A 14,205-nucleotide genomic window follows, 5' to 3' on the forward strand; every position below is an offset into this window, starting at 1 on the left:
TAGCGCGAACCGCCCGGCGAACCACCGCCGCTTGTTGACACCGGCCGTTCCCGGCGGAGATCTGCGGCCTTCCCGCTCTCGCACGCGGGTGTCGGAATGAGTGTGCGCAAGCGGCTGATTCACGTGGAACCGCCGGTGCAGTGGATGAATTATGAAGTGCGTCAACGTGGTTCACGCCGACTCCGCGCATCGAATGCATGTCTGCATCGACCGCAAAGATAGTTGGATACGGCATCGACGGCGGGGTTTGCCTGACAGGTGTAGCCGAGCCATCCCGTGATCAACAAGGGCGGCGACGCGTGTAAGGAAGCGCCGCATGCCATTAGCCGCTGTGCGGAACGGAGCTGCCAGTCGGCCTCCGCCACCTGGGCAACCGAAACGAAGAGGTCCTACGCGTCGGCCTCGCGACCCGAACACCGCCGCGGCAGGGCAGGTCGGCGGCCGTGGCTCGCGTCCGGCGCTGGCGGCGACGATCACGATGGCATCGGTCGCGCGACTTCGGCGAGCTCTTCAGCCGAGCTCGACGTGCCCCCTCAGCGCGGTACAGCTCGGCGGTGCGCGACGTTCTGGCCCCTCCGGCCCAGTACCGAAACGCCTGGTCCCACACGGCCTCATCACCTTTGCGTAAGCCCCCTGTCGGACCGAGGATTGTCGCGAGGACAGCGGTGATCGGTGACCGTAAAGTTCGGCGCATGGCGTTCCAACTCGAGCTGCGGCCGACTCCACCGCTGCAGTTGACGCCGGAATGCCTGGTGCACACCGGAATCGCGCGACTGTTCGTGACCGGCATGCTTGTCCAGGGCTCCGGCGCTCCACCCGAACAGTTCGGGTTCTTCATTCCCACCGCAACACCGCTACCCGCCGCCGCGGCCGAGCCACAACTGTTGGCCGAGGCGTATCTGATGACGGGCATCGCGACGTCGATTTCCGGCAACTTCCCCTTCGGCGTCGAACACGTCCAAGCCACCTATCTCCCCGACCCACGCGGGGGCACCGACCGCTGGCTCTACCTCAGCGGGGCCGCGCATATCGGCCGCGAGATCCGCATCGGCTATCGAGTGACCGTCGTGACGAGATGACAGCCCGCTTGATGAGATCGCGCCGCCCGGTACATGATTCGTGCGTCTGATGACGACAGGAAGAGAGATGGACGCCGTGCGAACCATGTACGTCATCGCCCATCCGGAGTCGACCCATCACATCGACGGACTGGTCGGCGGCTGGTACGACTCACCACTCACCGCAACCGGGTTGCGTGACGCGGCCGCGATCGCCGAATCACTGCGGGCCGCGATCCCCGCGCACGCCGAGGTGGAGTTGTACTCCTCAGATCTGCGACGCGCCGCCCAAGCCGCCGACCTCATCGGCGAGCTGCTGCACGTGCCATCGGTTTTCGATCCCCGACTGCGTGAGAAGTCCTATGGCGAGGCCGAGGGGAAGCCGCAGGAATGGCTGCGGGAACGGTTCGTCACCCCGCCGGCCGTCGGCGAGCGCATGGGACATCATGACGGCATACCGGGCTCGGAGACTATGGGCGCCTTCGGTGCACGCGTGTACGCGGCGATGGACGCGATCCTGGCCAGCGACTGCGCACACCAGATCGTCGTGACCCACGGCGGCGCCCTCACCTTCGCGGTGGGATCGTGGACGAAGCTGCCGATCGACGCACTCGCCTACGCCCGCTTCCACAGCGCGTCCGGGAGCATCACCGAACTGCGCGAGGACGACTACTTCCACAACCGTCAGGTCGTCCGGCTCGGCGACATCAGCCACCTCCCCGCAGGGATCGAAGCTCTCGGATGAACCGGATTCCGATGCGGACAATGACATGCTGGGCGGCCTGGCTCGGGGACCCCGCGCGGCAAGCAGTCGAACTGAGTTTTCCGTTGCGGCGTCACCGCTTTGCGCGGTCTGGCCCGATCATCGTGACCGGACTCCGTGCGGCGAGTGGTCGAGTTGAGTTTCCCGTATCAAGCGCCGAGTCGGTGACTTCAGGATCGGCCCGACCTTGGCCCGGCGTAGCCGCTATCTACCCGGCATCGCAAGCAACGTGCACGCCCCAGGGACATTCCAACTCGCAACGTTCGGCGCGGCACACGCTGACCGGTGGACTGCGCAGGCTCGCTCGCCATCACAAAATTCGCACTCTCTCTCGGGATTTGCACCGGCTTTAGGGCCTATTTCGGGGTGCGGATCCCGAGTGAGGGTGCGAATTTCATGGGCAGTAGGCCTGTTCGGGCGACGGTGGGCTTCCGCTCTGGGAGGTTCATGCGCGCTGGATGTGTTTGTCGGAAGTGGCGGTGTCCGCCGTGGTGTCGGCGGGCGCGTGGGTGACGGTCACCCAGGTGTTGTTGACCGCGGCGGTGCCCGAGAACGTATCCGTGAGTGACGGGTCGTGCAGCAGGTTCACGTTGGCGCCGGGTAACGCGGCGGCGACCGACCAGCCGACACCGGGTTCGCGATGTCCCCACCCGTGCGGGATCGCGATGGTGCCCGTGCGGATGTCGTCGCTGACCTCGAGCGGGACCACGATCGAACCGGTCGGTGAGGTGACCGCGACCGGTTCGCCGTGGGTGAGCCCGCGCGCCGCGGCGTCGGCGGGATGCATGAGCGCGGTGCAGCGGTCGCGGCCCTTCACCATCGCGGGGACGTTGTGCAGCCAGGAGTTGTTGCTGCGCAAGTGGCGACGACCGATCAGCTTGAGGTCATAACCGTCCGCCGGTGTGGTGATCGCGCTGCCCGCACGCGCGTCGTCGAGCACCCTGCGCGCGGCGGTCAGGAAATCCGCGGGCGCCAGGTGCACCCTGTGGTCCTTCGTCCCGATCAGCGTCCGCAACCGCGGCTGCAACGGCCCCAGATCGATCCCACCGGCGGCCGCACGCGCTTTCGCGACCGTGAGCCCCTTACGCCCGCGCCGCAGCACCCCGTACGGACCGGCCGCCACCCCCGCCGTCGCCAATCGCACCGGACTGAACTGCTCGAACACACCATTGAGCGCCCGCGCCGTGAACCGCCGCACCGGCAGCGGCACCAACTCGGTGACCAGTCGCGCCATGATCTGCCAATCCTCGAGCCCATCGGCGGGCGGCTCGAACACGCGCGCGTCATAACGCAGGTTGTTGCGCACACTGAACAGCGGGAACAACAGGTTGACGTCCTCGCGTTCCAGCGGCGAGATCGGCGGCAGGATGATGTCGGCGTGCCGGGTCGTTTCGGTGATGTACATGTCCACGGCCACATAGAAATCCAGCGAGTCCAACGCCGCGCCGAGGCGACCGCGCTGCGGGGTGGACAGCACCGGATTGCCCGCGTAGGTGATCATCGCCCGGATCTGCCCGTCGCCCTCGGTGAGGATCTCATCGGCCAATACCGCGACCGGCAGTTCGGTGCGGAACGACTTGTAGCTGCCGGAACGATCCGTCCACGCCCCGTAACCCATCGGCAGATACTTCGCGTACCGGGCCGCGTCGATCGGCGGCGTCGCGAACATCTGCCCACCGGCCCGGTCCAGGTTCCCGGTCACCGCGTTGATCGTGTTCACCAGCCAGTGCGTGAGCGTGCCCGTCACCTGCTGACACACCCCGATCCGCGCGTACAGCACCGCCGAGGACGCGGCGGCGTGGTCGCGGGCAAGCTGTCGAATGGTGTCGGCGTCGACCCCGGCGTGCGGTGCCATCCGCTCCGGCGTCGCCTCGGCCACCAGCTCGCGCAGCTGCTCCCAGCCGGTGCACTGCGCCCGAATCACCGCTTCGTCGCACAGGTTTTCGGCCACCAGTACCTGCAGCATCGCCAGCAGCAGGTACACATCACCGCCCGGACTCACCGCCACATGCTGATCGGCCAGCCGCGCCGTCTCGGTCCGGCGCGGATCGATGACCACCACCCGCCCGCCCCGGCTCCGCACATCCTTGATGCGCTGTTTGGCATTGGGCATCGTGGTGATCGACCCGTTCGACACCGCCGGATTCGCGCCGAGGATCACCAGCCGATCGGTGCGATCGATATCGATGACCGGCATCAGCACATTCGACCCGAACATCCGCCACGCCACGAACTCCTGCGGAAACTGATCGATCGACGACGCCGAAAAGAAATTCCGCGTCAGCAACACCGCACGCAGCAGCGCCCCGTAGATCACCGACGAACTGTGCGCCGCCGGATTACCCAGATACATCCCGATCGCACTCGGCCCATACGTACTGCGCACGGCCCGTAACCGTTGCCCGATCTCGCGGAACGCCTCGTCCCACCCGATCGGCTCGAAACCCGCACCCACCCGCCGCATCGGCGTGCGCAGCCGATCCGGATCATGATGCAGCCCACCCATCGCCGTGGCCTTCGGGCAGATGTAGCCCTGCGACAGCACGTCGTCCGGATTCCCCTCGATCCGCGTCACCTGCTCGTCCTCGACGGTGACCAGGATTCCGCAATGCGCCTCACACAGCGTGCACTGCCGGGCAATGGTGGTAGCACTCATCGGTTTTCACCTTCTGCCGGTCGCTTGCCACAGGCTACCAAGCAAACCGTAGGTACCACTATCGTCGGCGGCTCTCTCGACAGCCTGTCGGGTGTTCGGTGGACAGACTTCGCATGCTCACGGTGTGAGACTCGTTGCGTTGGTGGTGCACCGGAGCAGAGGATTCGTTCCGCCGATGAGCTGTGAGGATGTGTGATGCTGGATCTGGTTTACTCCCCGGTCTCGGCGGTGCTCCTGGCCGGCCATCTGCTCTTCGGCGCGGTATTGGGAAACGCCAGCGGTGTTGGTTGGGTACTCGCCGTGCTGGTCACGGTGTTCGTCTTCAGATTGTGTATGTTTCCGCTGGCGGTATTGCAGACGAGGCCGCTGACGAAACATGAAATCGGTACCGAGACAACCGATCCGCCGCAATTCCCCTTGGTGTCGTTCACGACGCGGCTTGTCGTACAGATAGTTCTCTTTATCGGTCTGCTGCAGGTGTGGAAATCGTTCGACCGGACCGGGCGCGGGGTCGGGCAGCTGGGCATGTCGCTAGAGCAGAACGCGTCATCACCCAACTATTTGTTCAGTGCCGATGACGTGCAGGCGATGTTGAGCTCACGACTGTTCGGTGCACCCCTCGTCGCGCGGATCACGACGCCCCGCGCGGAGTTGCGAGCGTTCGCCCTGTTCGGAGGGGCCGTCTCCACCCCGGCGATCGCCCTCGTCGCACTGACGGTGGCCGTCGCGACCGCAACGCTCACCGTCATCAACGGGTCGACCTCACCCCTCGGCTATTTCGCCCGGCACCGGGTGCGCCCCACACCGCTACTGAACGCGATCAGCCGGTGGGTGCTGCCGGTGCTCGTGGTGCTCGCCGGACTGGTGTTGCCGATCGGCATGCTGGTCTATCTACTGGGAAACAGTGCGTGCACCTGGCTCGAGCATCGTGTGCTGACCCGGCGGCTCACCACAGTCGCACCCGCCCACGACGATCCGCGATCTATCGGGCGCACCGCGGACGGTGAGCCGATCTACCCGGTGATCGGATACACCGCAGCCGGTGCACCGGTCACCGCGAATCAGGCTGCGCCAGGCACGCTGGTTCACGCCCGCACCAATTCCATGGCTGTCGTAGCGCTGGTGCTCGGGGTGTGCGCGGGACCGTTGGCGATCCCGTTCGGGCACGTGGCACGTTCACAGATCCGGCGAACCCGCGAGCATGGCGTTGGCCGGCTTGATACTGGGCTACCTCTCGCTCGTCACCATCGCCGCCCTGATCATCGCCGACCTCGTGATTCTGCACGGAGTCACCTGATATGACGTCTCGCCGGTGTTCGCTGAGGCGAACAGTCGTCGAATCCCAGTCCCCGCTTGTTGAACGATAGGTTGTCGCGATGCGGCTGCAGGCTGCCACAGTTGGTCACATGTCGTGGGTGACGCCAGTCGTCGCCGCCAGTCTCGTCCTGACGAGCCTGGTCGCGTGTTCACGATCGGAGACCGATCCGTCCCCACCGGCGACGCAGGCCGTCGTGGCCGCCGACGGTGCGCACGTCGATTTCGGGCAGGTTCAGGTCTCCGTCGACGCGGCCGTCGCACCTCCCGGGACAACGCTGCGGGTGAGTCACGAACCAGCACCGACACCGATCGAAACCACACTGTTTCACCCGTTTGCCCCAGCGGTCGACATACAGCTCGCCGACGGCACCCTGCAACCGCGTTCGAGCATCCGGCTCTCGTTCCATCTCGACCGCACCGCAGTGGAAACCCAAATCACGCAAGGCAATACACCGGTCGTGCTGACCCGAAGCGCGCAAGGCGGCATCGATGTCCTACCGGCCACCTGGGATGCCGGCACGTCCACGTTGCGGGCCGACTCACCGCACTCGAGCGGATTCTGGCCCGGCTGGCTCGACGCGAAAGCCATCGCCAAATCGGTTACCGACGGGATCGCCGCCGCACTGAACCTGCGATTTCCGAAACCCGACTGCGTAGGCGCACCGGCCGAACTCGACGAAGTCACCATCAACGCCCGGCCGGTCGACCGCGACGTCGCGTGGCCGTGCGTAGCTGCCCGCGACGGACGCTTCGAGGTTGCGTTGCAATCGAATTCGGGCTGGGTGTGGCTCGGCAAAACGACGCCGCCCGCGCAATCCTACGAGGTACACGGTCGCGATTTCGCGGGAGCGCTCGCCGCAGGCATCTTCTATCAATCGCACGGCGGCAGAACCGACAACACCTCCGTGCTCGTCCCCGGCGATACGACCACGACTCCGTTCGACCTCCAGAACCCACCCACCGGCGGCGAACTGCAGATCGACGCCGGGCTGTCGCTGGTGTCGGTAGCACTCAACGAGATCGACGCCGCCGCCGAACTGCTCCACATCAACCTCGGCCTCTACGACGACCTCAGCAAGAACTTCGCCAAGCTGAGCTGCCTCTCGGGCGTGGTCGAGGGCCTGAACCAGCTGTCCAGCAACGACTTCGCCGCGAAAGCCGGCGCGCTCGGCCGGGCGATGCTCGACTGCGTCGGCGCGCTCGGCGGCCTGGCAGGTGCCGTGGTCCTCGGCGCTGTCGCCGGAATCATCTCGTCGCTGTTCGTCAGTATCGGCGGAATCTGGAACTCACTCACCGGTCAAGACGAGGCCTTCTACTCGATAACCGCGACACGGCGAGATGTCGCCACCGACCGCGGATACAACCGAATCACCCTCGGCATGCCCACGAAAGACGTACTGGCCGCACTCGCACCCACGGTCCGCGACACCACCTACTACAGCCACTGCCGTGTCGTCTCCGATCAGCCCGACACCATCTTCGACTTCTCGGTGTGGATCGACACGACCAAGGACGTCGTCACCGGCATCGAAACCCCGCCCGGCACAAAGACCGACCGCGGCGTCGGCGACGGATCGACCCCCGCACAGGTCATCGCCGCATACGCGGCCGACCACACCATCGAACAGGGCGCCGTCGGCGGTCAAGGCAGTCCGGCCATCATCGTCAGGCCCAAGACGGCCACCGATCGAACGCACTTTCTCTGCTTCCCGATCAAAGACGACGGCAATGCCGGTCCACCGAGCATCGGTCGCCCCTATGCGGCGGAAGGGTGCTGAGGCACCGTGTCAGCTGAATGGCCGATAGAACGGCCCTGACCATGACGCTAGCGTTGGTGTGCAGTCAGATCGGCTGAATGTCAGGCCGATCCGGGTGCGGCGAACGGCAGGCCGTCGAACCGCGGCAGGTCGCTGAGAGGGTGTCCGATGAGAGTCCCCATGAAACTGCGCGTGACCGGAGCCGAGCGGCTACGTCGTTGCGTGGTTGTCGCCGCAATGCTCGCGTCGGCGCTCGTCCTGGTCGGGCCAGGCGTAGCGTCGGCCGACGACGGTTGTCTGCCGACCGTCGTGATCGGTGTCGCGGGAACCGATCAAGGACCGGCCCACCCACCCCCGGCCGGGGTCGGCAAGAACGAACTGGTAGCCCAGGTGGGGGCGGAGGTCGCCGCCGCCATCGCGCCGATCGCCGACAAACTCGGCCCACTGAAGGTGACCCCGATCAACTATCCCGCCACCGGCGTCCAATGGTTCGGTGCGGTCGGCGCGAAACTGACCTACGACATCTCGGCCTACCGAATCAGCAAGGACACCGGCTATTCGCGCGCCTACCAGGAGCTGAAAAAACAAGCCGCAGAATGCCGTTCGGCAAAGTTCGTGCTGATCGGCTACTCACAGGGCGGTCACATCATGGGCGATCTCGCGCAGTCGGTGTTCCACGGCAACGGGCCGGTCGATCGCGCCCGCATCGCGGCGGTCGTGCTCATCGCCGACCCCGCGTACAACGGGCCGACGCCGCGAACAACAGAGGCGATCTACAGCCAAGGCAAGCTCACCCAGGATCAGGACCATTGGCCGATCGGCGGCTCGCTCGGGCAACGCGCAGCGTTCGAGACCACCGATCCGGTGGTGTCGATCTGTATATACGGCGACCCGGTGTGCGACGGCAAAGACCTGTTCGGGCAGGACGGTAAGTTCAAGCCGTTGGCCAATCAGGACATGCACGGCTTCTATCGCGGGCATCCTTTCGAAGGCTCGAAGGACTTCGCGACCTGGGCCGGCACCCAGGTCGTCAAGATCATCCAGCCGCCTCCGCCGACCAACCCGCCTGCCCCGGCGCCCGCTCCGGCTCCGGCTCGTGAGCCCGTCACGATCGCACAGACCGGTCCCAAGACCGTGACAGTGACCGTCGTCGACGCCGCGGGCGCCGGTTCCCGGGCCGTGCGCTGCTGGAACGCGACCGACGCGACGCACAACTGGAAGTCCAACTTCCTCGGCGAAACCCAAGTCGACATCCCGCGCAACGGCACATTCACCGTCACCTGCCCGACCGCACCTAAACCAGGGACATTCTCGTTGGAGTTCTTCAATTGGCGATGGTCACCCGCGATCCAGTGGCGGTGAGCAAGCGGACGGGACACGCGGCACCGGAAACAGGTCGGGCGAGACTGCGCCTGCAGGGTCGGTCTCCCATTACCTGACAGGCGAGATTCACGCACGAAGCATCCCAAAACAAGAAGGAATAACACCATGACCGGCTCTATACATCCGCTCGATACGTTAAGCGTTGAGAAGAAGGATTCTGTCGTCGCCCAACTGCTCGAGGCCGGTCTTCAAGCCGACCTGTCCGCGGCCAGCTCGGGAGCAGCGAAATTTGCCAGACCGGAAACGCGATCACTGATACTGGGGGATCAATTGATCCGCTCCCACGTCGTTCAGAACACGGCCATCGAATTAGCCGCGGAGTTGGCCGACAAAGTCAAGCCCCCCGCGCCTACGAAGGAAACTCCACCGGAACCTCCGCCACTGTTGAGCAACATCACCGGAGGATGGCAGATCGCGTTCAGCGGCGGGATTCCCATCGGCGGCTGGGCGAGCTTCGCCCTCTACCCCGACGGGACATACAACTTCAGTGGACACATGCACGACTCCGGCGCGCCTGCGTATAACTGCGAAGCGGCGGTCGTAATCGCAGTGGCCGGCGGCAACCCGGCCTTCGTCCTACCGGCAACCGGCCGGGTAAGTGGACTGCTGGGCGGATCGCGCAACTGGAACTGGAACACCAGCGGCTCGAATCAAGCTGTCGCCGAGGCGTGGCCGGATCTCTCGGCCGGTCATTCCTGGCACGGCAGTGCCACGGTCGGCGTGAACATCAACGCAACGATCGACCAGCTGAAAACCGCAGTCGGCGCGATCGGGGCACTCATCGTACTCACCTGAGGGTCGCTGACCAGGACCGCGACAACACCTCTGATCACCTGATGACACGTGAACTCGGCGTCTTTATTGGCGGCCGGGAATAGAAACGACATGTCAGACACCCTGCCCAACCCCGCCGCAGATGATTCGACCCGATTCGAAGCAGCGCCCGATCCGGACGGCACACTCATTCCGATCCCCGCCGAAGCACCCCCAGGAAAACCGATACGGGACGATGCGCACATAACCATCAGTGAACGGGGCGAAAACGGATACTACGTCAGCATCTACAACGGCCCACCGGACCCACCCGATGAAACAATCGACGTTATCAATGAGCTCCTGACCGAGTACGGGCGCGAGGAAATCGAGGGCGCGCTCCTCACCGGCGCGGGTGGATTCATGCGATTCGCGCTGGGCACGGGAGCCACTGTGCTCGCCTCAGTGCTGACAACTTCGCCGTTACTCAACGAGTACTTTGCTCGCGGCACGATGGACGACGGCACACAGGTCACCTACGTCATCCTCACCCCGAAGGAGTAGGCAGCGCGCAACGCGAACGGCCGCCAGCCCAGATCCGTCCCGTCGCCACCCGCGGACCATGAGAAAGCCACGCAAGAGATCTCGCCGGACGCGCTACCAGGATCGCGCGGGGGACTACCTACCGAGCGCAGCCAATACACTGCGTGCCTGGTGGTCGGCGCCGAGTTGGTTGGGGTGGAAGGGGACTGCCGGGCCGGGCGGGTTGCTCGACCAAGGGATCAGGCCCTCGACCCAGCGGGTGCCGGGGGGCTGGCAGCCGTCGTGGCCGGCGCTGGTGGTGTAAGTGTCGACCAGTTCTACGCCGGTCGCGTGTGCCACGCGGGCGAGCATCGCGTTCAACTCGATCAGTTTGCGGCCCAGCCAATCCGCGTCGGCATCCGAGATCGGGACCGTCGGGAAGCAGCCGTGGCCGGTGCTGACACCCTCGAAGTAATCCAACAGCAGGATCCGCGCGTGCGGTGCGCGTTCGCGAACGCCTTCGATCGATGCAGTCACCTTCGTCTCGGCGGCGAGGATGTTCACCGACATCTGGTCCACCCCGCCGACCACCAAGGTGTCCAGGCAGGGGGATGCCGCAGCGTCAGCGGTCAGGCACTGTTGCACGATCGCCGCCAATCCCGCGTCGTTGCCGCCGATTTCGAGGGTCACCAGATCAGTGGACGCACTCAGCCGATCGAACTGTGGGGGATTGACTCCCAGCGAAGTGTGCTGCGGCGCGGTCATATTCGGGGTTGCCGCCCCACCGCAGGTCGCGTCCCGGAACACCGGAACCGCCAACGCGGCGGCTACTTGCTTGGCGTAACTGCCCTGACTCTGCGCGCACCCCAACGGTACGAAGTCGGCGGTCGCCTGGATCACCGACGCGTCCGCGGCCCACGAATCACCCAGCGCCACATACTCACCGAACCCGGGATCCGCCGACGCCACCGGAGCACCACTCAGCAGCACACCCACTGCCGCACACGCGACCACAGCCAGCGACGTCTTCACCCATGCCTCCACACCACCGCCCAATGCTGGTGAACCTAACATCCACCCGCCAGTCTCGCGCAGCAATACTCGAGCCACCCCAGCGCTATACGATGCACCCCATGCCACACCGCCGCTCCTGCCTCGTGGCCCTGTGCGGAGCACTCCTCATCGCAGTCAGCACCACCGGCTGCATCGGCGCCGTCGACCGCGCCGATTTCGAAAAGGTCGTCCAAGCCCGCGGCGGCGGACTCGTCTCAGCACTGCCGAACGCCGCGCTCGACAGTCTCCGGCAACGACTCGGCGTATCCGACCTCCAGGCCAGCGTCATCATGCTCACCGCACCCGAATCCCGCAGCACCCGCTGGGGAATGCTCGAGCAACCAGCACAGGTCACCCGCTTCAGCAACGAGAACCCCGACCTCTTCACTCAGGACTCCGCGATACACCTGCGCATCCAGGTACCCGACCACCCAGCACAACAAGACGACTACACCTACGCGAACCGAACCCTGCACGGCCCCACACCGGTCCATGTGTCGGCCGCCGACGACCCCGAAATGTTCGACGTCCGAGAAGTTTCCGGCCTGTTCCGGCTCGAGGAGATCCTCGACACCGCGCTCGCTCGAACCGCCGTGCCGAACGGCCACGTCTCCGCGGTAATCATCAACCGCATCGACGACGAGGTTCGCATCACCGTCGACGTCACCTCACCGCGTACCACGATGGTCACCGAATTCGACCGCACCGGAACGTTTCTCCGAATGAGCCGAGTATGAGCGAAGAGTATCGGTCCGACCGGCTCGACGACCACTCATCGGATCGCGTCGAGGACCACCCGCCGCGGCCGTCCCGGAAGATACTGGCAACGCTGGCCGTGATCCTGTTCAGCACCGCGCTCCTCGGCACCGTGCTGCCTGTCGCCATCTGGCCCGGTGAAGCGAAACTGACCGCGCCCTTGTTCTGCGAAGCGCCCTACACCGAGCCGATCGTCGTCTCCGACACATTCAGCGACGCAGAAGGGCAAAGCACCAATTACTCGATGTATTGCGTCGGCGACCGCGGTCAGTACACCGAGGTGGGATTCCTGCGGCCGTGGCTCGCGCTGTGGGCGCTGCACAGCGCGATCGTGATCACCCTGGTGATCCTGGTGGGTCTGTGGGGGCGATGGCGACATCCGCGAGCCACCGAACCGGAGAGACTTACCGAATCTACGGAACTCTAGGTCACTGCCCCTCTTCTGTATATCGTCACTGTGACGTTTTGTAGGTGAGTTCCTGCCCGTGATTGAACCAGCAGGGGAGTCGGTCACCGCCTCAAAGGGCACACAGGCACGGACGCGGCCCCGCTACTCGCGGATCCGTCAGTCGATGTCCCGTTGATCTTCATGCGGCGACGACCGCCACCGGTTCGACTGCCGGCCCGTCCTGGAAGCCGGGCAGGTGACGGTTCACCAACGGAATCAAAAGCTGAATCAACGGACCGATACCGAACGCATAGACAAGCGTCCCGATCCCGACACTGCCACCCAACACCCAACCGATCGCCAACACCGTCACCTCGATCGAGGTCCGCACCACCCACACCGACACCCCGGTCCGGCGAACCAGTCCAGTCATCAACCCATCACGCGGACCAGGACCCATCCCAGCACCGATGTACAGCACCGTAGCGATCGCATTGAGCACCACAGCCGCACCCATCGCACCGATCCGCGCCGGAATCATCTCCCACGCGGGCAACAGCCACAACCCGACATCCACCGACACCGCGATCACCACCACATTGCTCACGGTTCCCACACCGGGCCGCTGCCGCAACGGAATCCACGCCAACAACACAGCAATCCCGGTCAGCGCCGTCACCGCACCGAAGCTGATCGGCACATGTCCCGCCACACCCTGATGGAACACATCCCACGGATCCAACCCGAGCCCCGCACGCACCATCACGGCCATCGAGAACCCGTACAGCCACAACCCGACATACAACGCCACCAGGCGACGAATCAACACCCGCCCAGCATGGCCGACCACTGGCCTCCGAAAACAGAGCCAGTCACTAACGTCTGGCCTCGCAGCTGGTCCCAAAGGTGGACCGGAACCCCGCAAAATCTACCCAATGCGGCGTACCCAGGACCATACCCGCGGCCGATGCGGCACGAACCACGCCCGGACACACTGGAAGACAACGCAAGCCGGACGTCGACGTCAGGATCACCATGGGCATCTTCCGTAAAAACACCACCAAGACCGACGAACAACCCACCGACACCGCCGACCCGAACACCACGGACGCCGAGAAGGACCGCAAGCGCCGTCGTCGCCGTCGCCTCCTCGGCGGTTACTACGGCGGCAACGCCGGAAGCTAGCCGGGAACATCTGACCCACAACAGATTCCAAGGTCCACCGCCCTACCTTCAAAACGTCACTGTGACGTTTTGAAGGTAGGGCGGTGGACCCAGGGGAGAAGCTCCAAAACCCCAATTCGGAACCGTCCCAATACTTTCCACCCGAATCAGCCGCAAACCGGAATATTTACACCAGCAGTAAATTCGACCAAGGGGAGATCAACAATCCAACCCGCACAGCACCGACATCCATGCGCCACGCCGGGGAGCACCTCGAGGCATCCGAGCGGCGGTACGCGAAACACCGCACACACCAACAACATCCAACGGCGCAACCCTGATTATCCACGCTGGTTTCTACGCCGATAATCAACATTATGTAAAGTAAACGACCTGTCGGTGGGTTTCTGGCACACTCCCCGCATGACCGAGTCCTCGCCTCCGACCGATCTGGTGCGTTGCTCGCCGACGAAAGGCTGCGGCGAGCTGCGTTCGGCGACGACCCACCTCGAATGCTCGCAGTCATCGCCTACCTGGATCGGTTCGCGCGACGCAATGAGATGGTTGTCGAGTGGAGGTGTTAGGGGGGGGGGGGGGCACCCCGCGCCCCCCAAAACCACCCCAAACCCCCAGGG

The 14,205-nt window shown here is 64.9% G+C and carries 13 protein-coding genes; 10 read left to right on the forward strand and 3 right to left on the reverse strand.

What is annotated here, in order from left to right; translation table 11 throughout:
• The first annotated feature begins 692 nt into the window (after positions 1 to 692).
• Positions 693 to 1,079 carry a hypothetical protein gene (locus ABZ942_RS32820; RefSeq protein ID WP_357388859.1) on the forward strand — a complete coding sequence of 129 codons (387 nt, stop codon included), beginning with the start codon at positions 693 to 695 and terminating at the stop codon, positions 1,077 to 1,079.
• A 67-nt stretch (positions 1,080 to 1,146) separates the two neighbouring features.
• Positions 1,147 to 1,803 carry a histidine phosphatase family protein gene (locus ABZ942_RS32825; RefSeq protein ID WP_357388861.1) on the forward strand — a complete coding sequence of 219 codons (657 nt, stop codon included), beginning with the start codon at positions 1,147 to 1,149 and terminating at the stop codon, positions 1,801 to 1,803.
• A 463-nt stretch (positions 1,804 to 2,266) separates the two neighbouring features.
• On the opposite strand, the gene ABZ942_RS32830 is transcribed toward ABZ942_RS32825, so the two are convergent.
• Positions 2,267 to 4,477, reverse strand: coding sequence for a molybdopterin oxidoreductase family protein (locus tag ABZ942_RS32830; protein ID WP_357388863.1), 2,211 nt, complete (start codon positions 4,475 to 4,477; stop codon positions 2,267 to 2,269).
• 195 nt (positions 4,478 to 4,672) lie between these two features.
• On the opposite strand from ABZ942_RS32830, the gene ABZ942_RS32835 reads away from it, so the two are divergent.
• The 5 genes from ABZ942_RS32835 (at position 4,673) to ABZ942_RS32855 (ending at position 10,251) form a co-directional block, all read left to right on the forward strand.
• The gene (locus ABZ942_RS32835) at positions 4,673 to 5,779 is read left to right on the forward strand and encodes a hypothetical protein (protein WP_357388865.1); all 1,107 of its coding nucleotides are present in this window, start codon (positions 4,673 to 4,675) and stop codon (positions 5,777 to 5,779) included.
• A gap of 104 nt (positions 5,780 to 5,883) precedes the next feature.
• Entirely contained in the window at positions 5,884 to 7,572 is a 1,689-nt protein-coding gene (locus ABZ942_RS32840; protein ID WP_357388867.1) for a hypothetical protein, read from the forward strand.
• Positions 7,573 to 7,731: 159 nt separating this feature from the next.
• Positions 7,732 to 8,913 carry a cutinase family protein gene (locus ABZ942_RS32845; protein WP_357388869.1) on the forward strand — a complete coding sequence of 394 codons (1,182 nt, stop codon included), beginning with the start codon at positions 7,732 to 7,734 and terminating at the stop codon, positions 8,911 to 8,913.
• Positions 8,914 to 9,039: 126 nt separating this feature from the next.
• Positions 9,040 to 9,729, forward strand: a complete 690-nt coding sequence (locus tag ABZ942_RS32850) for a hypothetical protein (RefSeq protein WP_357388871.1) — start codon at positions 9,040 to 9,042, stop codon at positions 9,727 to 9,729.
• A gap of 48 nt (positions 9,730 to 9,777) precedes the next feature.
• Positions 9,778 to 10,251, forward strand: coding sequence for a hypothetical protein (locus ABZ942_RS32855; RefSeq protein WP_357388873.1), 474 nt, complete (start codon positions 9,778 to 9,780; stop codon positions 10,249 to 10,251).
• Between the two features lie 114 nt (positions 10,252 to 10,365).
• Here the strand turns inward: ABZ942_RS32855 and ABZ942_RS32860 are convergent, their stop codons facing one another.
• On the reverse strand, positions 10,366 to 11,241 hold the full coding sequence (locus ABZ942_RS32860) for an SGNH/GDSL hydrolase family protein (RefSeq protein ID WP_357388875.1): 876 nt from the start codon (positions 11,239 to 11,241) through the stop codon (positions 10,366 to 10,368).
• 101 nt (positions 11,242 to 11,342) lie between these two features.
• On the opposite strand from ABZ942_RS32860, the gene ABZ942_RS32865 reads away from it, so the two are divergent.
• Together ABZ942_RS32865 and ABZ942_RS32870 are read left to right on the forward strand one after the other, a co-directional pair.
• On the forward strand, positions 11,343 to 11,999 hold the full coding sequence (locus ABZ942_RS32865) for a hypothetical protein (RefSeq protein WP_357388877.1): 657 nt from the start codon (positions 11,343 to 11,345) through the stop codon (positions 11,997 to 11,999).
• The gene (locus ABZ942_RS32870) at positions 11,996 to 12,445 is read left to right on the forward strand and encodes a hypothetical protein (RefSeq protein WP_357388879.1); all 450 of its coding nucleotides are present in this window, start codon (positions 11,996 to 11,998) and stop codon (positions 12,443 to 12,445) included. The genes ABZ942_RS32865 and ABZ942_RS32870 overlap by 4 nt, the downstream gene beginning before the upstream one ends.
• Positions 12,446 to 12,605: 160 nt before the next feature.
• Here the strand turns inward: ABZ942_RS32870 and ABZ942_RS32875 are convergent, their stop codons facing one another.
• Positions 12,606 to 13,235 carry a hypothetical protein gene (locus tag ABZ942_RS32875; RefSeq protein ID WP_357388881.1) on the reverse strand — a complete coding sequence of 210 codons (630 nt, stop codon included), beginning with the start codon at positions 13,233 to 13,235 and terminating at the stop codon, positions 12,606 to 12,608.
• A 206-nt stretch (positions 13,236 to 13,441) separates the two neighbouring features.
• Here ABZ942_RS32875 and ABZ942_RS32880 point away from each other — a divergent pair, with 206 nt between their 5' ends.
• On the forward strand, positions 13,442 to 13,591 hold the full coding sequence (locus ABZ942_RS32880) for a hypothetical protein (protein ID WP_357388883.1): 150 nt from the start codon (positions 13,442 to 13,444) through the stop codon (positions 13,589 to 13,591).
• Positions 13,592 to 14,205 lie beyond the last annotated feature (614 nt).

The organism is Nocardia sp. NPDC046473 (genome assembly GCF_040645995.1).
Taxonomy (GTDB): Bacteria; Actinomycetota; Actinomycetes; order Mycobacteriales; family Mycobacteriaceae; genus Nocardia.